Genomic DNA, 17,788 nt, shown 5'->3' on the forward strand with positions numbered 1-17,788 from the left:
CTAACTTGTCAAAACCTTATCCACACGCTGCCCGGCACTTCGAAAGGCCCGCAAATCCGCTCGAAGATTGTTCCCGGGGCCAATGTTTGCGATAATTGCGGGTTTCCCTGAAAACCTCTTTGCGTCTTTCGGGGGTCATCCGAAACACGCTCGCCCCGGCGCCCCGCAGGTACTTCATGCTTTCAGTGCGAAAGCGCGAAGGGCCAGCGCGAACAGGGAAATAGGAAATCACCATGAAACGCACCTACCAAGCATCCAAAGTCCGCCGCGCCCGTACCCACGGCTTCCTGGTCCGCATGAAGACCCGCGGCGGCCGCGCCGTCATCAACGCACGCCGCGCCAAGGGCCGCAAGCGCCTGGCCGTCTGACGGCAACCCACCTGCCGTTGCCAGCAGCCGGCTCGTCAGCGCCCACTCCAACAGCCAGCGCGCCTGGCCCGAACAGGCGCGACGCAAGCGGCCCGGCTTCCATGCAGCGGCTCAAGACCCGCGCGCAATTCCAGGCCGTCCTCGCAGGTGCCACCGTGGCGCGCACTGCTCATTTCGCATTGCATCGCTGTGCGCTCGATCTCGCATCGAGCGCACAGCCTTTGTTCGCGTCCGACGATGTCTGGCTGGGCGCCATGGTGCCCAAGCGCTGGGCACGCCGCGCGGTCACGCGCAACGCCATCAAGCGCCAGATTTATTCCGTGAGCGCCGAATCGGGCGCCGGGCTGCCCCGTGCCGCGCACGTGGTGCGGCTGCGCGCGGGCTTCGACCGCAAGGAATTCGTGAGCGCCTCCTCGGACAAGCTCAAGGCCGCCGTGCGCGCCGAACTCCAGCAGCTGCTGGCCCGCGCCGCGCGCGCTCCCGCGGCGGGCGCGGCAGCGCCCTCTTCTTCCTCGCCATGAAACGCGTGCTGATCGGCCTCGTGAAGGCCTACCGCCTGCTGCTGAGCCCCTGGCTCGGCCAGTCGTGCCGCTTCACGCCGACCTGCTCCGTGTATTCGATCGAGGCGCTCGAAGTGCACGGCGCGCTCAAGGGCAGCTACCTCACCCTGCACCGCATCGCGCGCTGCCAGCCCTGGTGCCAGGGCGGCCACGATCCGGTTCCACCGAAATCGCAGCGTCGCACTGACAGGTCAGGATCGCTGTTTTCGTCTCTTCTCTCTTCCGACAAGAAGTCTTCGTCATGAACGATATCCGCCGCACGATACTGTGGGTGATTTTTGGTTTCTCGCTGGTGCTGCTGTGGGACCAATGGCAGGTCTTCAACGGCAACAAGCCGACTTTCCTGCCGTCGACCAAGCCGGCCGCCACGGCCGCGGCTCCCGCCGGCACCCCGGCGGCCAACAACGGCGTGCCGACCGCGTCCGGCAGCACCGGCGGCAACGCGGGCGTCGTGCCCACGCAGCCCGTTGCGGCCACGCCGCGCGAGCAGGTCAAGGTGACCACCGACCTGTTCAAGGCCACGATCGACAGCGAAGGTGCCACCGTCAACTACCTCGAGCTGCTGAAGTACGACGAGGCTGACCGCACCAAGCACGTGGTGCTGTTCGAGAACGGCTCGCCCGCCACCCGCTACATCGCGCAGACCGGCCTGCTGAACCAGGTCGACACCGGCGAGCGCTTCCCCAACCACCTGACGCAGATGACGCCGAAGGCCGGCCCGCGCGAGATGGCCGATGGCCAGAACACGCTGGAAGTGGGCTTTGAAAGCGCCCCTGTCGGCGGCCTGAAGTACATCAAGACCTATGTGTTCCACCGCGGCGACTACGTCATCGGCGTGCGCCACGAAGTGGTCAACGTGAGCGACCAGCCGCGCGACGCGCAGCTGTACCTGCAGCTGCTGCGTCACGGCACGGTGGCCGCCGGCACCATGTTCGGCACCAACACCTTCACGGGCCCCGCTGCGTACACCAACGAGAAGAAGTTCCACAAGCTCGACTTCAAGGACATTGCCAAGGGCAAGATCGAACCGCCGCCGCCGGCCAATGACGGCTGGATCGCGATGGTGCAGCATTACTTTGCGTCGGCCTGGCTGCTCAAGGGCGACCCGGCCAGCGAACAGCTGCGCCGCGAGTTCCGCGTGAAGGACCTGGGCGACAACCTCTTCACCGTCGCCATGGTGGCCACGCTGCCGAAGATCGCCCCGGGTGCCACGCAGGTCGTGAACAGCGCGTTGTTCGCCGGCCCCGAGGAAGAAAAGAAGCTCGAAGCCATCGCCCCGGGCCTGGACCTGGTGAAGGACTACGGCATCTTCGCGATCATCTCCAAGCCGCTGTACTGGCTGCTCACCCAGCTGCACGGCATCCTGGGCAACTGGGGCTGGTCGATCGTCGCGCTGGTGGTGCTGCTGAAGGCGGCCTTCTACTGGCTCAACGCCAAGGCCTACGCCAGCATGGCCAAGATGAAGGCCATCAACCCGAAGATCATGGAAATGCGCGAGCGGCTGAAGGACAAGCCGCAGGAAATGCAGCAGGAAATGATGCGGATCTACAAGACCGAGAAGGTCAATCCGATGGGCGGCTGCTTCCCGATCCTGATCCAGATCCCGGTGTTCATCGCGCTCTACTGGGTGCTGCTGTCGTCGGTCGAGATGCGCCACGCACCGTGGATCGGCTGGATCACCGACCTGTCGGCCCCCGACCCCTGGTACATCCTGCCGATCGTGATGACGGCCACCTCGCTGTTCCAGACCTGGCTCAACCCGACGCCGCCCGATCCGATGCAGGCCAAGCTGATGTGGATCATGCCGCTCGCCTTCAGCGTGATGTTCATCTTCTTCCCGGCCGGCCTGGTGCTGTACTGGATCACGAACAACGTGCTGTCGATCGCGCAGCAGTGGTTCATCAACAAGCGCCTGGGCGTGCTCGGCACCAAGTAGCCGCACTGCACTCCAGCCATCCTTCAAAGGGCCGCGTCAGCGGCCCTTTTTGCTGAAAGAATCCGCACCACCATGCTCGCCCGCACCTCCGATCCCATTGTCGCCATCGCCACCGCCTCGGGGCGCGGCGCGGTCGGCATCGTGCGCGTGTCGGGCGCGAGGCTGGCGCCGCTGGTCGACGCGATCTGCGGCCGCGCGCTCAAGCCGCGCGAGGCCACCTACCTGCCTTTCCGCGACGCGGACGGCGAACCCGTCGACCACGGCCTGGCCATCCACTTTCCCTCGCCGAACTCCTTCACCGGAGAAGACGTGCTCGAGCTGCAGGCCCATGGCGGCGCGGTGGTGCTGCAGCTGCTGCTGGCGCGCTGCCTCCAGGCGGCGGCCGAGCCCGACCCGATCACCGGCCGCCCCCGCCTGCCCGGCCTGCGCGTGGCCGAGCCCGGCGAGTTCAGCCAGCGGGCCTTCCTCAACGGCAAGATCGACCTGGCGCAGGCCGAGGCCATCGCCGACCTGATCGACGCCAGCACCGAAGCCGCCGCGCGCAGCGCAGGGCGCTCGCTGTCGGGGGCCTTCTCGCGCGAGATCCACACGCTGCGCGACGCACTGATCCACCTGCGCATGCTGGTGGAGGCCACGCTCGACTTTCCCGAGGAGGAAATCGACTTCCTGCAGAAGGCCGATGCGGCCGGGCAGCTGGCGAAGCTGCAGTCGCAGCTCGCCGCCGTGCAGCAGCGAGCGCGCCAAGGCGCCTTGCTGCGCGAGGGCATCAAGGTCGTGATCGCGGGGCAGCCCAATGCGGGCAAGAGTTCGCTGCTCAATGCGCTGGCCGGCGCGGAGCTGGCCATCGTGAGCGCGGTGGCGGGCACCACGCGCGACGTGGTCTCGCAGACCATCCAGATCCACGGCGTGCCGCTGCACGTGGCCGACACCGCCGGCCTGCGCGAAAGCAGCGATGAGGTCGAGCAAATTGGCGTGGCGCGCGCCTGGGGGCAGATCGAGAGCGCCGATGCAGTGCTGTTCCTGCACGACCTGACGCGCGCGCACCTCGAAGACTACGCCGCCGCCGACGCGGAGATCCTGGCCGGCCTGCGGCAGAAGCTGCCTGCGAGCGTGCCGGTGCTCGACGTCTGGAACAAGCAGGATGCGGCGCCCACGGCCCACGCCGAACAGGGCATCGCCCTTTCCGCCAAGACCGGCCTGGGCATCGAGGCACTGCGCGAGCAGCTGCTGGCCATGGCCGGCTGGCAGGCCGTGCCAGAGGGCGTGTACCTCGCGCGGGCGCGCCACGTGCAGGCGCTGGCGCGGGTCGAGACGCACCTGGCGCTGGCCGCCGACCATCTCGCGGCGCAGGCGCAGCTGCTCGACCTGCTGGCCGAGGAGCTGCGGCTGGCGCAGAACGCCCTGAACGAGATCACCGGCGAGTTCGGCGCGGACGACCTGCTGGGAGTCATCTTTTCGCGCTTCTGCATTGGCAAATAGCCACAGATAGCGGCAGCGGCGCCGAAAAGCGTAATCAGTTGTAGCCGAAGTTCGTGGCCATCGCGGATACTTCGGCACACATGCGGGGGCCGAGAAACACATGTCAATCCAGAACTTGAGCCGCGCCATCGCGGAGAACATCAACACCGACGCGTTCGCGTTGACGTTCAACGTCCAGCAGTGGGAAACGCTGGCGGGTTACCTGCAGCCGATCGAGACCGGCGTGGGCGACGTGCTGATCGAACAGGGCACGCCCGACCGTTCGGTGTTCTTCGTCGAGAGCGGCGCCATCAGCGTGCACCGCGTCAGCAGCAAGGAACAGATGAAGCTCGCCGTGCTCACCTCGGGCGCGGTGGTCGGCGAAGGCTCGTTCTTCTCGCGGCAGCCGCATTCGGCCAACGTGGTGGTCACGGGCGCGGGCCGCGTGTGGCGGCTCACGGCGATCCGCTTCGCCGAGATGAGCAACCGCCAGCCCAACATGGCTCTGGAGATCGCGATGGCGCTGGGCGCCGTGATCGCCAAGCGCATGGCGCATCGCTCCAAGCGCGTCGCGGTGACCTGAAGAAAGAGGCACCTCCCGATTTCCCACATCGTCCGCCGCCGGATCGGTCTTCCGGATGCGGCCCGGCAAGCCAGCCAGTCAACCAACCAGTCAGCCGGTTTCCGTTCCGGACCCCGAGAGTAGTCAGTAAGTAAGCCATGGCCTTGATTTGTCCGGTCTGCAGCACGGAGAACCGTGACGGCGCGAATTTCTGCAGAAGTTGCGGCATCAGCCTGTCCGCCGCAGGAGACCGGATTCCGCCGCCGCCGAGCCCCGAGCGCGAATGGGCCACCACTGCGCCCGCACAGCTGCGCGCACCGACCATTCCGGCACCGCTGGACGAGCCCCCCGCCGCGCCGCCGCCGGCACGCCAGTCGTTCTTCAGCAGGTCGCCGGCCTCCGCGCCGCGGCACGACGACGAGGAGCAGACCGTCTTCATGCTGCACGACGACGGCTCGCAGCGTTCGTCCACATCGGCCAATTCACCCGATTCGCCTGCCTCGCCGCCCGGACTGGAATCGAGCTGGGCCATGGCGCCCGAAAGAACGAAGCGGCCACGCCGGGTCAAGATGCGGCGGCCCGCGCCGGTCGAACGCTCGCCGCGCCGGCGCGTCATCCTGCTGTGGCTGGGCCTGCTGGTGGTCGCGGTGGCGATGATCGTCGCGGGCTGGTACGGCTACGGAACGCGAAAGGCGCCCGCGGCCGTTGAAGAGGCCGCGCCGGCCAGCGCGCCGGCGGCCCCCGCGGTGGTACCGCCGCCGCCGACCGAGCCGCCACCTCCCCCGCCCGAGGCCCCCGCCGCCGCGGCAGATGCCCAGGTGGCCGACCAGGCGACCACGCCCGCCGCGGAAGCCGCGCCGGCTCCGGCGCCCAAGCCGGCCGCCAAGCCGCGCAAGCAGGCGACTCCCACCGCGCAGCCTTCACCGGCCGCACCCGACGCCGCGCCCCAGGCAGCCGCTCCGGCTCCGCCGCCGGCACCGGCCGCCCCGGCCGAGCCCGCGGCCATGTGCGGCGACCGCAACTTCATCGCCAGGGCGCAATGCATGGCAGCGCAGTGCCTGAAGCCCGAGTACAAGGCTCACGCGCAGTGCGAAGCGGTGCGCCGCCAGCAGCGTCTCGAAGAGGAAAAGCGCAATCCGACGCTGATCAACTGAGGGCGCGAAAAGAGCGAGGGCGCCCGCCCGCCCGCTCGTCGATCAGCCCTTCTGCAGCCGCTCGACCGCCATCGCCAGCGCGGCCGGCTTGCCCGACAGCACCAGCGTGTCGCCGTCCGACAGCACCGTGTCGTCGGCCAGCGCAAGCGGCTGGCCGTCCTGCCGGCGCAGGCTGGCGACGCGCACGCCCAGCGTGTGCAGCGCCAGGCGCTCCAGCGTCTGGCCGACCGCCCTTGCACGGGCATCGAGCGTGAAGCTGTTGAGCCGCTCGTGGTCGATCTCGTCGGCGTTGTCGTCGTCGGCGCCGTGGAAGTAGCCGCGCAGCAGGTTGTAGCGCGCGTCGCGCTGGTCCTGAACCACGCGGATCACGCGCCGCATCGGCACGCCGACCAGCGCCAGCGCATGGCTCGCGAGCATCAGCGAGCCTTCGATGGCCTCGGGCACCACTTCGGTTGCGCCGGCGGCCTGCAGCTTCTCGAGGTCGTGATCGTCCTGCGTGCGCACGATCACCGGCACGTGCGGCGCGTGGGCGCGCGTGTTGGCCAGCACCTTCATCGCGCCGGGCACGTCGAGGTAGGTGACGACCACCGCGCTGGCGCGCGCCAGGCCCGCGGCCATCAGCGCCTGCAGCCGGGCGGCGTCGCCGAACACCACCGAGTCGCCGGCGGCGGCGGCCTGACGAACGCGGTCGGGGTCGAGGTCGAGCGCCATGTACGGAATGCCCTCGCGCTCCAGGATGCGCGCCAGGTTCTGGCCGCAGCGCCCGTAGCCGCAGATGATCACGTGCTGCGCCGTGTTGATGGTCTTGCGCGCGATGGTCGTCATCTGCAGCGACTGCTGCAGCCAGTCGCTGGCCACGAGCTTTCGCACGATGGCGTTGCTGTACATGATGATGAAGGGTGTCGCCAGCATCGACAGCACCATCGACGCCAGCACCGGGTTGGCCAGCCACGGCGGCAGCAGGCTGCGTTCCTGCGCCAGCGTCAGCAGCACGAAGCCGAACTCGCCGGCCTGCGCGAGGTAGAGGCCGGTGCGCAGCGATACACCCGAGGTGGCGCCCAGCACCCGCGCCAGCACCGTCACCAGCCCCAGCTTGAAGGCCAGCGGCACCAGCAGCAGCACGCCCACCAGCAGCCAGCGCTCGACCACGATGTGCCAGTCGAGCGACATGCCCACGGTGATGAAGAACAGCCCCAGCAGCACGTCGTGGAAGGGGCGGATGTCGGTTTCGACCTGGTGCTTGTATTCGGTCTCCGACACCAGCATGCCCGCGATGAACGCGCCCAGCGCCAGGCTCAGGCCGGCCAGTTCGGTGAGCCAGGCCAGGCCCAGCGTGATCAGCAGCACGTTCAGGATGAAGAGCTCCTCGCTGCGGCGCCGCGCCACCAGCGTGAGCCACCAGCGCATCACGCGCGGGCCGCCGTAGAGCAGCACGCCGATCAGGAAGCTCGCCTTCAGCAGCGCCAGGCCCAGCGCCTTGGCCAGCGCCTCGGGCGGCGCGCCCAAGGCGGGAATCAGCACCAGCAGCGGCACCACCGCCAAGTCTTGAAACAGCAGCACGCCCATCACGCGCTTGCCGTGCTCGCTCTCCAGCTCGAGCCGCTCGGCCATCAGCTTGACCACGATGGCCGTGCTGCTCATGGTGAGCGCGCCCGACAGCGCCAGCGCGGTCTGCCAGCCCAGGTGCCAGGCGGGCGGCAGCAGCCGGGCCAGCAGCAGCGCGCCGATGGTGGCGAGGGCCATCGTCAGCAGCACCTGCAGCAGGCCGAGGCCGAACACGTGCTTTCGCATCGCGCGCAGCTTGGGCAGGCTGAATTCCAGCCCGATCACGAACATGAGGAACACCACGCCGAATTCGCCCAGGTGCTGGATGCCTTCGGTGTTCTGGGCCAATGCGAAGGCGTGCGGCCCGATCAGCACGCCGGCCGAGAGGTACCCCAGCATCGGCGGCAGCTTGAGGGAGCGGCATGCCACAACGCCGATCACCGCGGCCAGCAAGTACAACAGCGTGAGATCGAACGAAGACATAGGCGCCGATGCTAGAGCAAGAGCCGTGCGCGACGGGCCCGGGAGGACACCGAGTGCCGCTCCGGGGTTGCCCCGGGGCCGGGCGTGGGGCAACCCCCTCTCCCCGTAAAATCCGGCGATGAGCTCCCGTCCCGCCCCGGCCCCCGTGGTCGACCCCGAAGCCATCCTCGCTCGGGCACGCCTCACCTTCGACATCGAAGCCGAAGCCGTCTCCGGCCTGAAGACCCGCGTCGGTCCCAGCTTCGTCGAGGCCGTGCGCAAGATCCTCGAGGTGCGCGGCCGCGTGGTCGTGATGGGCATGGGCAAGAGCGGCCACGTCGGCCGCAAGATCGCCGCCACCCTCGCCTCCACCGGCACGCCCGCGATGTTCGTGCACCCGGCCGAGGCCAGCCACGGCGACCTCGGGATGATCAAGGCGGTCGACCTGGTGCTCGCCATCTCCAATAGCGGCGAGGTCGACGAGCTCACCGTCATCCTGCCGGTCGTCAAGCGCCAGGGCGTGCCCCTGATCGCCATGACCGGCCGCCCCGAATCCACCCTCGCCCGCCATGCCGACATCGTGATCGACGCAGGCGTGTCCAAGGAAGCCTGCCCGCTCAACCTCGCCCCCACCGCCAGCACCACCGCCCAGATGGCGATGGGCGACGCGCTGGCCGTGGCGCTGCTGGACGCGCGCGGCTTCGGCTCGGAAGACTTCGCGCGCTCGCACCCGGGCGGCGCGCTCGGACGCAAGCTGCTCACCCACGTGAGCGACGTCATGCGCTCCGACGAAGACGTTCCTCGCGTGGCGCCCGACGCCGGCATCGGCGAACTGATGCGCGCCATGAGCAACAAGGGCTTCGGCGCCGCGGCGGTGGTCGCGCCCGACGGCCGTGCGCTCGGCATCTTCACCGACGGCGACCTGCGCCGCCTGATCGAGGCCGGCGCCGACCTGCGCAGCCCGAAGGCGGCCGAAGTGATGCACCACAACCCGCGCACCATCCGCGTCGACGCGCTGGCGGTGGAGGCGGCCGAGCTCATGGAGCAATGCGGCATCACCCGCCTGTTCGTGATCGACGGCGAGGGTGTGATCGTCGGCGCCATCAATACCAACGACCTGATGCGCGCGAAGGTCATCTGATGCCGCTCGAGTTCCAGGCCGAGACATTGCTCGCCGCGCAGGACGTGCGCATCGTCTTCTTCGACATCGACGGCGTCCTGACCGACGGCGGCGTGTACTTCACCGAGCACGGCGAGACGCTCAAGCGCTTCAGCATCCTCGACGGCTACGGCCTGAAGCTGCTGCGCAAGGCGGGCATCGTGCCGGCAGTGATCACGGGGCGCGATTCCAAGCCGCTGCGCGTGCGGCTCGAGGCGCTGGGCATCGAGCACGTGCGCTACGGCACCGAAGACAAGCTGCCCGCTGCGCAGGCCATGCTCGACGAACTCGGCTTCACCTGGGCGCAGGCCGCGGCCATCGGCGACGACTGGCCCGACCTGCCGGTGCTCCTGCGCGTGGGCTTCGCCGCGGCGCCGGCCAATGCCCACGCGGAAGTGCGCGGCATCGCGCGCTACGTCACCCGCGCGCGCGGCGGCGAAGGTGCGGCGCGCGAGTTCTGCGACCTGCTGCTCACGGCCTGCGGCCAGTACCGCGTCATGCTCGACGCAGCCAGGGGCCCGAATACATGAACAACGCGAAACGCGCATGGGGCATGGTGCGCGACGTCCTCGACCGCGCCACGATCTACCTGCCGATCATCCTGACGGCCGCCGTCGCGCTCGGCACCTACTGGCTGGTGCGCAACGCGCCCAAGCTGCTGGAGCCCGCTCCCAAGGTCGCGCCCACGCACGAGCCCGACTACTTCATGCGCGACTTCGTCATCAAGAACTTCCTGCCCAACGGCGACCTGCGCAGCGAGTTGCACGGAGTCGAGGGCAGGCACTTCCCCGACACCGACACCATCGAGATCGACAAGGTGCGCATGCGCTCTGTGTCGCCCGAGGGGCTCGTGACGCGCGGCAGCGCCGACCGCGGCCTGTCGAACTCCGACGGCAGCGAAGTCCAGCTGTTCGGCAACGCGATCGTCATCCGCGATCCCTCCGTGACACCGAGCGGCAAGCCGACGCCGCGCCTCGAATTCCGCGGCGAGTTCCTGCACGCCTACGTCGATACCGAACGCGTCACGTCGAACAAGCCGGTCACGCTCATTCGGGGCACCGACCAGTTCACCGGCGACACGCTCGACTACGACAACCTGAGCGGCGTGGCCAATCTCAACGGTCGCGTGCGCGGCGTGCTGATTCCGTCGGCGGCCACGGCTGCTCCCACTCCTGCGAAGAAGCGCTGAGGACGACTTTTCTCATGGCCAACGGCTCCCCGCTCGTCTTCATCACCGGCGCCTCCAGCGGCATCGGCCAGGCGCTGGCCGCGAGCTTCTACGACGCGGGGTACCGCCTGGCGCTGGTTGCCCGGCGCACGGGAGAAATCGAGGCATGGGCGAGCGCCCGCCAGTTGGACGCGGACCGCTACCGCGTCTACGGTGCCGACGTGGCGCAGACCGACAGCATCGTCACCGCCGGCAGGGCCTGCATCGAGCAGCAGGGGCTGCCCGACGTGGTGATCGCCAATGCCGGCATCAGCGTGGGCGTCGATACCGCGGAGCGCGAGGACATCGACGTGATGGCGCGCACTTTCGCGACCAACAACGTGGGCCTGATGGCCACCTTTCATCCCTTCGTGCGGGCGATGGTCCAGCGCGGCAGCGGGCGGCTGGTGGGCATCGGCAGCGTGGCTTCGATCCGAGGGCTGCCGGGGCATGGCGCCTACTGCGCCAGCAAGGCCGGCGTGGTGGCGTACTGCGAGAGCCTGCGCGGCGAACTGCACAACAGCGGCGTCAAGGTCGTCACCCTCTGCCCGGGCTACATCGACACGCCGCTCACGCAGGGCAACCGCTATGGCATGCCCTTTCTAATGAAGGCGGAAGATTTCGCCGCCCAGGCGCTGCGTGCCATCGAGGCCGGCACCAGCTATCGCGTGATTCCCTGGCAGATGGGCGTGGTCGCCAAGATCATGCGCATGCTGCCCAACGCCGTGCTCGACCGCGCGGTGCAGGGGCGCGAACGCAAGAAGCGGAGCGGCGAAGCCTGAGCGCCGGCTGCGACTGGATCGACTATTGAAAAAGGCTCCCAAAGGAGCCTTTTCTCTATGTGTGCTTTTCTGGAGTGTGCAGGGTTCAGTAGCCGCTGTTGCCGCCGCCGTAACCACCGCCGCCACCGCCCGAACGGCCACCGCCGCCGCCACGGGGACCAGCGCCGTAGGGGCTGCGGAAACCGCCATCGCCACCACCGCCGCCGCCGCCACTGCGGCCACCGCCGCCGTAGCCGCCGCCACCGCCGGAGCGACCGCCACCACCGTAGCCGCCACCACCGCCGCCGTAGCCACCGCCACCACCGCCGCCATAACCACCACCGCCGCCGCCGTAGCCGCCACCACCGCTGCGCGGGGGACGTGCTTCCATCGGGCGTGCTTCGTTGACGACGACGCTGCGGCCACCCAGGGGCTGGCCGTTCATGCCGTTGATTGCGGCCTGTGCTTCCGCGTCACTGCCCATCTCGACGAAGCCGAAGCCCTTCGAGCGGCCGGTGTCACGTTCCATCATGACCTTGGCGCTGGTCACTGCGCCGAACTGCCCGAAGGCTTGTTCGAGATCTCCGTCGCGCACCGAGTAAGGCAGGTTGCCGACGTACAGTTTGTTGCCCATCAAGGGACTCCTATAAACACATCAAGAAAAGCGATGGAGTCCCGAAAGCATCACTCAAACGAGAGCCGTCGAGTCGCGCGAAACTGACCGATCACCGAACTGCCCCCCGACCAAATTGAAGAGGGAGGCTCGTGCATTATGGGTGAAATATCCGAATTGCAAGCGGGAATTTGCTTCTTGAGGTAGCACCTGTCAAAACTATTCGAAAGCTAGTGCCTACTTGCATGATTGAGCGAGGTCCTTCGCCCTACATCCGTGCGTCCATGTAGAATTCCGCCCGTCATTGGGGAGTAGCCGCCTTCCGATCTGCGAGAAGGGCCCGCGTCAACAGACTTGTCCTGTCCCACCAGGATATGGCGCGTGCAGTGAACACACCTGGCGAGACCTTTGACCGTGCAACTTCGGGAATATGGCCGAAGGTGTTGCACGGTCAATTGCGTCCTTCGGCCCAAGGAACCCCACGTCATCATGGAAGCTTTTCTCGTAGCAACGGGCGTCGTCGCGCTCGCGGAAATGGGCGACAAGACCCAGCTCCTGGCCCTCCTGCTCGCCGCCCGCTTCAGGAAACCCTGGCCCATCGTCCTCGGCATCTTCGCCGCCACAGTCATCAACCACGCGCTGGCGGGCGCCGTCGGCAACTACCTCACGCGCTGGCTCGGGCCCGAGGTGCTGCGGTGGATATTGGGCGGCTCGTTCATCGCCATGGCCGTCTGGATGCTCATCCCCGACAAGCTGGACGACGACGATGCCCCCGGCACATCGAAGTTCGGCGTCTTCGGCACCACGGTGATCGCCTTCTTCCTCGCCGAGATGGGCGACAAGACCCAGATCGCCACCGTCATGCTTGCAGCCCGCTTCACGCACGACTACTTCTGGGTGGTCGTGGGCACCACGCTCGGCATGATGCTGGCCAACGCGCCCGTGGTGTGGCTCGGCGAGAAGATCGTGCGTCGCGTGCCGATCAAGCTCGTGCACGGCGTCTCCGCAGCGATCTTCCTGGTGCTCGGCGTCCTCATGATCGTCGGCATATAAAAGCAAACCCGGCCCCCTTTCCAAGGGGGTTGACGAAGCGACAAGCAGTGCGCGAAACCTGGGGGCTATACTTGCCCTGCGCCGATTTGCTTCAGCTTGCGGGCGCTTTATAAATCCAGCTAAAGACAGGCGCGGCAGACCCGGCTCGTTTTTGGCGAGGCCGGGTTTTTTCATTCATGTCGTCGTCACCACCTCTGGTCGTCACTCCGCAGTCGATGCAGTTCGCAGGCCCGCTGGCCCTGCGCAGCGGCGCATCGATCAGCGACTACACGCTCGCCTACGAAACCTACGGCACCCTCAACGCCGAGCGCAGCAACGCCGTGCTCGTGTGCCATGCGCTCAACGCCTCGCACCACGTCGCGGGCGTCTACCAGGGCCAGGCGCGTTCAGAAGGCTGGTGGGACAACATGGTGGGCCCGGGCAAGCCGGTCGACACCGACCGCTTCTTCGTGATCGGCGTCAACAACCTCGGCTCCTGCTTCGGTTCGACCGGCCCGATGCACGTCAACCCCGCCACCGGCCGTGTCTACGGCGCCGACTTCCCCGTGGTGACGGTCGAGGACTGGGTCGACGCACAGGCCGCTCTGCTCGATGCGCTCGGCATCGAGACGCTCGCCGCCGTCATGGGCGGCAGCCTGGGCGGCATGCAGGCCCTCTCGTGGACGCTGCAGTACCCCGAGCGCGTGCGCCACGCCGTCGTGGTGGCCAGCGCCCCCAACCTCACGGCCGAGAACATCGCCTTCAACGAAGTGGCGCGCCGCGCCATCGTGACCGACCCCGACTTCCACGGCGGCCACTTCTACGAGTACGGCGTGGTGCCCAAGCGCGGCCTGCGCATCGCGCGGATGATCGGCCACATCACCTACCTCAGCGACGACGTGATGAACGCCAAGTTCGGCCGAATCCTGCGCAGCGCTGTCGAGGGCGAGGTGGTAGGCGCCGACTACCGCTACTCCACGCAGGACGTCGAGTTCCAGATCGAGAGCTACCTGCGCTACCAGGGCGACAAGTTCAGCGAATACTTCGACGCCAATACCTACCTGCTGATCACCCGCGCGCTCGACTACTTCGACCCTGCGCGCAGCCACGGCGGCAAGCTCAGCACCGCGCTGGCACAGGCCACCGCCAAGTTCCTGCTCGTGAGCTTCAAGACCGACTGGCGCTTCTCCCCCGCGCGCAGCCGCGAACTCGTGAAGGCCCTGCTCGACAACCGCCGCAACGTGAGCTACGCCGAGATCGACGCACCCCACGGCCACGACGCCTTCCTGCTCGACGACGTGCGCTACATGGGCGTGGTGCGCTCCTACTTCGACCGCGTCGCCAAGGAGTTCCAGCAATGAGCGACCTCGAACACCAAAGACTCATCGCCGAACTGGTGCCCCAGGGTTCGCGCGTGCTCGACCTCGGCTGCGGCGACGGGGCCCTGCTCGACATGCTTCAGCGCGAGCGCGGCTGCACCGGCTACGGCGTGGAGATCGCCGACGGCAACGTGCTGCAGTGCATCCGCCGCGGCGTCGACGTGATCCAGCTCAACCTCGACGAAGGCCTCGCGATGTTCGACGACGCCTCCTTCGACGTGGTGCTTCAGATCGACACGCTGCAGCACCTGCGCAACGCCGAGGTGATGCTGCGCGAGACCGCGCGCGTGGGCCGCATCGGCATCGTCGCCTTTCCCAACTTCGCGCACTGGCCCAACCGCATGAGCGTGGCGCGCGGGCGCATGCCCGTCACCCGTCGCCTGCCCTACCAGTGGTACGACACGCCCAACATCCGCGTGGGCACCTTCAAGGACTTCGAGGTGCTGGCCGGCAAGAACAACCTGCGCATCCTCGACGCCTTCGGCCTGCAGGACGGCCGCGACGTGCGCTGGCTGCCCAACGCGCGCGCCAGCACGGCGGTCTTCAAGTTCGAGCGCGGCGGCGGCTGATCGCCGTGAAGCGCACCGCCGCATGAGCTTCACGCTCGCACAGCCGGTCCACAGCGAGCTCGTCATCAAGAAGAGCCGCTTCATCGGCTGCGTGCAGCCTGTGGCCGATCGCGCCGCGGCACTGGCCGTGGTCGCCTCCCTTCGCGCCGAGCACCCTGCGGCCGCGCACGTGTGCTGGGCCCTCATGGCCGGCGGCCAGTCGGCCGCGAACGACGACGGCGAGCCCGGCGGCACCGCGGGACGGCCGATGCTTGAAGTGCTGCGCCACCAGCAGGTCGAAGGCGCGCTCGCGACCGTGGTGCGCTACTTCGGCGGCGTGAAGCTCGGCGCGGGCGGCCTCGTGCGGGCCTACACGGATGCGGTCGCGCAGGCCCTGCTCGGCGCCACGTTGGTGCCGCTGCGGCGCCAGCGAAGCCTTCGCTGCTCGGTGCCCTATGCGCTAGAAGGACTGGTACGGCGCGAACTCGCGGCCGCCGGCGCGGTGCTCGAGGCCGTGGAGCACGGCGACGACGTGGCCTTCGCCTTCTCGCTGCCCGAGCCCGATGCCGATGTCTTCATCGCGCGCCTCGGCGATGCTGCGCAAGGGCGCGTCGCCTGGCTGCAGGAGTGAGCCTCTTCGCCGGTACCGCGGGTGCCGGCTCCGCTATCGCGAGAATGCCGCGCGGAGCCAGCGGCACCGCGGCAGATTCGTCGTCGGCGCCGCGTCGCGCCATCTCGGCGGTCACGATGCCGGTCGGCACCGCGAGCACGCCCCAGCCCACGAGCATCATCACCGAGGCGATCGCGCGGCCCAGGTCGGTCTTGGGCACGAGGTCGCCGAAGCCCACCGTGGCCATGGTCGAGATCGCCCAGTAGATCGCCACCGGAATGCTCGTGAAGCCGTGCTGCGGCCCCTCGACCACGTACATCAGCGTGCCCATCACAAGCACCACCAGGATCACGAAGCCGACGAACACGGTGATCTTTCGCCGGCTCGCCGCCACCGCCGACACCAGCGCGCGGTACTCCGCCGAGTAACGCGATAGTTTGAAGATGCGGAACACGCGCAGCAGACGCAGCACGCGCACGTCGATGAGGTAGCCCAGCCCCATTTCCGGCGCGAAGACCACGAGGAAGGTCGGCAGCAGCGCGAGCAGGTCGATCACGCCGTAGAAGCTCAGCGCATAGCGCAGCGGCTTGTTCACGCAGCACAGCCGCGCGATGTACTCCAGCGTGAAGAGGATGGTGAAGACCCATTCGAGCACGTTGAAGACCGAGCGCCACTGCTCGCGTATGGACTGCACGCTGTCCAGGATCACCACCAGCACGCTGGTCACGATCACCGCGATCAGCGCCAGGTCGAACATCAGGCCCGCGCGCGTGTCGGCCTCGAAGATCACCGTGAAGAGAGTGCGCCGCCAGCCGTGCGCGGGCTTGTCGAAGCGCGAGTCCGTGGTGGACGAGATGGCGCGCGAAGCGTGCGTGTCGGAAGGAGATGCGGCGTTCGGACGGGTCATGGCGCCACATTGTCATGTGCGCGATCGACTTATTCAGTTACGCTTATTGCGCAATGAAGTGCCGCAGGCCGTGAGTGCGTTCTTACGATAGTCCCCTTTCTTGAGGAGCTCCCCTTTGGCTACACAGTCCCCCTTCTTCGGCAAGCGTGATCGAGACACCGACTCGTTGACATCGCGCCCCGCGCCGCTCGTCGGCTCGGGCACCAACCTCTCCGGAACCCCCGTCAATCCCTCTTCGCTCACCGCACAGCAAGGCGGCCTGAATGCTGCGGCGGCGAACGCGCCGGCGAAGGAAGGCGGCAGCAAGCTCACCGTCGGCCCGAACATCAAGCTCAAGGGCGTGGAGATCACGGACTGCGACACGCTCGTGGTCGAAGGCCTGGTCGAAGCCACCATGGACTCGCGCCTGATGCAGATCGCCGAACAGGGCGCGTTCAAGGGCTCGGCCGAGATCGACATCGCCGAGATCCGCGGCGTGTTCGACGGCAGCCTCACCGTGCGCGAGAAGCTCGTCATCCACTCGACCGGCAAGGTCACCGGCAAGATCCGCTACGGCAAGATCGTGATCGAGGAAGGCGGCCAGATCTCCGGCGAGATCGGCTTTGGCGCCAAGACCACTCTCCAAGCTGCTGCCTGAAGTCGGCCCCCCGGCTTTTCACTCCGCTTCGCTGCGTGTAACTCCACCCCCGAGGGGGAGGCGCGGGCCGCCCTGGGAGCGGCCCGGCTGCGCCCGCAGGCGCTCTTTCCTTACACGGCAGGCGGGGTCCAGCCAAGACGCTCCAGCAAGGCACCGGCCGCGGCCGGTGCCTTTTCTTTGGCGCCGTTGATGAAGTAGACGAACACGTCGCGCTTCTTGGGCGACACGGCCCAGCCCTGCGCGCGTTCGGCCCATGTGTCGAGCGCCTTCGGCGCATAGCCCGTCTTCAGCTTGGCGTCGGCCATCATGAGCCGCGCATAGGCGAAATCGCCTTCGGGTTCCTCGAAGGACGGAAACTTGTCGGCGTCTGTGAACACCGTCGACACCTTGTACTTTTTCGCTAGCGCCTTGTAGGCGGGCACGATGAAGCTCTCGTGCCGCACGTCCATCACGTGCCGCAGCACGCGGCTGCCCTCCTTCTTCGGCAGCAGCGCGAGAAAAGCCTCGAAGTCCTCCGCATCGAACTGCTTGGTCGGCATGAACTGCCACACGATCGGCCCCAGCTTGTCGCCCAGCTCGGCCACGCCGCTGTCGATGAAGCGCTTGATGGAATCGCCCGCGCCCGAAAGAAGCTTGCGGTTGGTCGCGAAGCGCGAGGCCTTCATCGAGAACATGAAGTCGTCGGGCGTGTCGTCGTGCCACTTCCGGAAGGTCTCGGGCTTGAAGGTGCTGTAGTAGGTGCCGTTGATCTCGATGGCGCTGACCTTGCGGCTCGCGTAGTTCAGCTCCTTGGCGTGCGCGAGTCCCTTGGGGTAGAAGTTGTCGCGCCAGGGCTCGTAGGTCCAGCCGCCGATGCCCACCTTGATGTTTGCCTTGCTCACGTGGCCCTC

Annotated in this window: 20 protein-coding genes and 1 riboswitch; of the genes, 16 read left to right on the forward strand and 4 right to left on the reverse strand. The window is 67.7% G+C overall.

Going from position 1 to position 17,788, the window contains the following annotated elements; translation table 11 throughout:
* Positions 1-233: 233 nt before the first annotated feature.
* The 7 genes from rpmH (at position 234) to BMY35_RS04590 (ending at position 6,038) form a co-directional block, all read left to right on the forward strand.
* Entirely contained in the window at positions 234-368 is a 135-nt protein-coding gene (gene rpmH, locus BMY35_RS04560; protein ID WP_007834827.1) for a 50S ribosomal protein L34, read from the forward strand.
* 101 nt (positions 369-469) lie between these two features.
* Positions 470-889, forward strand: a complete 420-nt coding sequence (locus tag BMY35_RS04565; protein WP_093195818.1) for a ribonuclease P protein component — start codon at positions 470-472, stop codon at positions 887-889.
* Positions 886-1,173, forward strand: coding sequence for a membrane protein insertion efficiency factor YidD (yidD, locus tag BMY35_RS04570; protein WP_093195819.1), 288 nt, complete (start codon positions 886-888; stop codon positions 1,171-1,173). The genes BMY35_RS04565 and yidD overlap by 4 nt, the downstream gene beginning before the upstream one ends.
* A complete protein-coding gene (yidC, locus tag BMY35_RS04575; RefSeq protein ID WP_093195820.1) occupies positions 1,170-2,864 on the forward strand; it encodes a membrane protein insertase YidC in 1,695 nt (564 codons plus the stop codon). The genes yidD and yidC overlap by 4 nt, the downstream gene beginning before the upstream one ends.
* Positions 2,865-2,936: 72 nt before the next feature.
* Entirely contained in the window at positions 2,937-4,343 is a 1,407-nt protein-coding gene (gene mnmE / locus BMY35_RS04580; RefSeq protein WP_093195821.1) for a tRNA uridine-5-carboxymethylaminomethyl(34) synthesis GTPase MnmE, read from the forward strand.
* Positions 4,344-4,443: 100 nt separating this feature from the next.
* Positions 4,444-4,905 (forward strand): Crp/Fnr family transcriptional regulator, encoded by a 462-nt coding sequence (locus BMY35_RS04585; protein WP_093195822.1) that lies wholly within the window; start codon positions 4,444-4,446, stop codon positions 4,903-4,905.
* A gap of 137 nt (positions 4,906-5,042) precedes the next feature.
* A complete protein-coding gene (locus BMY35_RS04590; protein WP_093195823.1) occupies positions 5,043-6,038 on the forward strand; it encodes a zinc ribbon domain-containing protein in 996 nt (331 codons plus the stop codon).
* 42 nt (positions 6,039-6,080) lie between these two features.
* Here the strand turns inward: BMY35_RS04590 and BMY35_RS04595 are convergent, their stop codons facing one another.
* Entirely contained in the window at positions 6,081-8,066 is a 1,986-nt protein-coding gene (locus tag BMY35_RS04595) for a monovalent cation:proton antiporter family protein (protein ID WP_093195824.1), read from the reverse strand.
* A gap of 118 nt (positions 8,067-8,184) precedes the next feature.
* On the opposite strand from BMY35_RS04595, the gene BMY35_RS04600 reads away from it, so the two are divergent.
* The 4 genes from BMY35_RS04600 to BMY35_RS04615 are packed head-to-tail and all read left to right on the forward strand — an operon-like array spanning position 8,185 to position 11,193.
* Positions 8,185-9,186: a KpsF/GutQ family sugar-phosphate isomerase gene (locus tag BMY35_RS04600; protein WP_093195825.1), complete on the forward strand. Its 1,002-nt coding sequence runs from the start codon at positions 8,185-8,187 to the stop codon at positions 9,184-9,186.
* Entirely contained in the window at positions 9,186-9,734 is a 549-nt protein-coding gene (locus BMY35_RS04605) for a KdsC family phosphatase (RefSeq protein ID WP_093195826.1), read from the forward strand. Before BMY35_RS04600 ends, BMY35_RS04605 begins: the two co-directional genes overlap by 1 nt.
* Positions 9,731-10,393 carry an LPS export ABC transporter periplasmic protein LptC gene (gene lptC / locus BMY35_RS04610; RefSeq protein ID WP_093195827.1) on the forward strand — a complete coding sequence of 221 codons (663 nt, stop codon included), beginning with the start codon at positions 9,731-9,733 and terminating at the stop codon, positions 10,391-10,393. The genes BMY35_RS04605 and lptC overlap by 4 nt, the downstream gene beginning before the upstream one ends.
* A 14-nt stretch (positions 10,394-10,407) precedes the next feature.
* Complete coding sequence (locus BMY35_RS04615) at positions 10,408-11,193, forward strand: SDR family oxidoreductase (RefSeq protein WP_093195828.1); 786 nt, start codon at positions 10,408-10,410, stop codon at positions 11,191-11,193.
* 85 nt (positions 11,194-11,278) lie between these two features.
* Here the strand turns inward: BMY35_RS04615 and BMY35_RS04620 are convergent, their stop codons facing one another.
* Positions 11,279-11,806 carry an RNA recognition motif domain-containing protein gene (locus BMY35_RS04620; protein WP_093195829.1) on the reverse strand — a complete coding sequence of 176 codons (528 nt, stop codon included), beginning with the start codon at positions 11,804-11,806 and terminating at the stop codon, positions 11,279-11,281.
* Positions 11,807-12,079: 273 nt separating this feature from the next.
* Positions 12,080-12,257, forward strand: a riboswitch (yybP-ykoY riboswitch).
* Positions 12,258-12,274: 17 nt separating this feature from the next.
* Between BMY35_RS04620 and BMY35_RS04625 the strand changes: the two genes are divergently transcribed.
* The 4 genes from BMY35_RS04625 (at position 12,275) to BMY35_RS04640 (ending at position 15,375) form a co-directional block, all read left to right on the forward strand.
* A complete protein-coding gene (locus BMY35_RS04625; protein WP_093195830.1) occupies positions 12,275-12,838 on the forward strand; it encodes a TMEM165/GDT1 family protein in 564 nt (187 codons plus the stop codon).
* A 176-nt stretch (positions 12,839-13,014) separates the two neighbouring features.
* On the forward strand, positions 13,015-14,178 hold the full coding sequence (locus BMY35_RS04630; RefSeq protein ID WP_093195831.1) for a homoserine O-succinyltransferase MetX: 1,164 nt from the start codon (positions 13,015-13,017) through the stop codon (positions 14,176-14,178).
* Entirely contained in the window at positions 14,175-14,765 is a 591-nt protein-coding gene (metW, locus tag BMY35_RS04635) for a methionine biosynthesis protein MetW (RefSeq protein ID WP_093195832.1), read from the forward strand. Before BMY35_RS04630 ends, metW begins: the two co-directional genes overlap by 4 nt.
* A gap of 22 nt (positions 14,766-14,787) precedes the next feature.
* Positions 14,788-15,375 (forward strand): IMPACT family protein, encoded by a 588-nt coding sequence (locus tag BMY35_RS04640; protein WP_093195833.1) that lies wholly within the window; start codon positions 14,788-14,790, stop codon positions 15,373-15,375.
* Here the strand turns inward: BMY35_RS04640 and BMY35_RS04645 are convergent.
* A complete protein-coding gene (locus BMY35_RS04645) occupies positions 15,320-16,261 on the reverse strand; it encodes an ion transporter (RefSeq protein ID WP_093195834.1) in 942 nt (313 codons plus the stop codon). The two genes, BMY35_RS04640 and BMY35_RS04645, sit on opposite strands and share 56 nt — an antisense overlap.
* Before the next feature lie 115 nt (positions 16,262-16,376).
* On the opposite strand from BMY35_RS04645, the gene BMY35_RS04650 reads away from it, so the two are divergent.
* Positions 16,377-16,898, forward strand: coding sequence for a bactofilin family protein (locus BMY35_RS04650; protein ID WP_093195835.1), 522 nt, complete (start codon positions 16,377-16,379; stop codon positions 16,896-16,898).
* Positions 16,899-17,008: 110 nt separating this feature from the next.
* Here the strand turns inward: BMY35_RS04650 and BMY35_RS04655 are convergent, their stop codons facing one another.
* Positions 17,009-17,779 (reverse strand): DUF72 domain-containing protein, encoded by a 771-nt coding sequence (locus BMY35_RS04655; protein ID WP_093195836.1) that lies wholly within the window; start codon positions 17,777-17,779, stop codon positions 17,009-17,011.
* Positions 17,780-17,788: the final 9 nt, after the last annotated feature.

The organism is Variovorax sp. YR750 (genome assembly GCF_900109805.1).
Lineage (GTDB): Bacteria > Pseudomonadota > Gammaproteobacteria > Burkholderiales > Burkholderiaceae_C > Variovorax > Variovorax gossypii.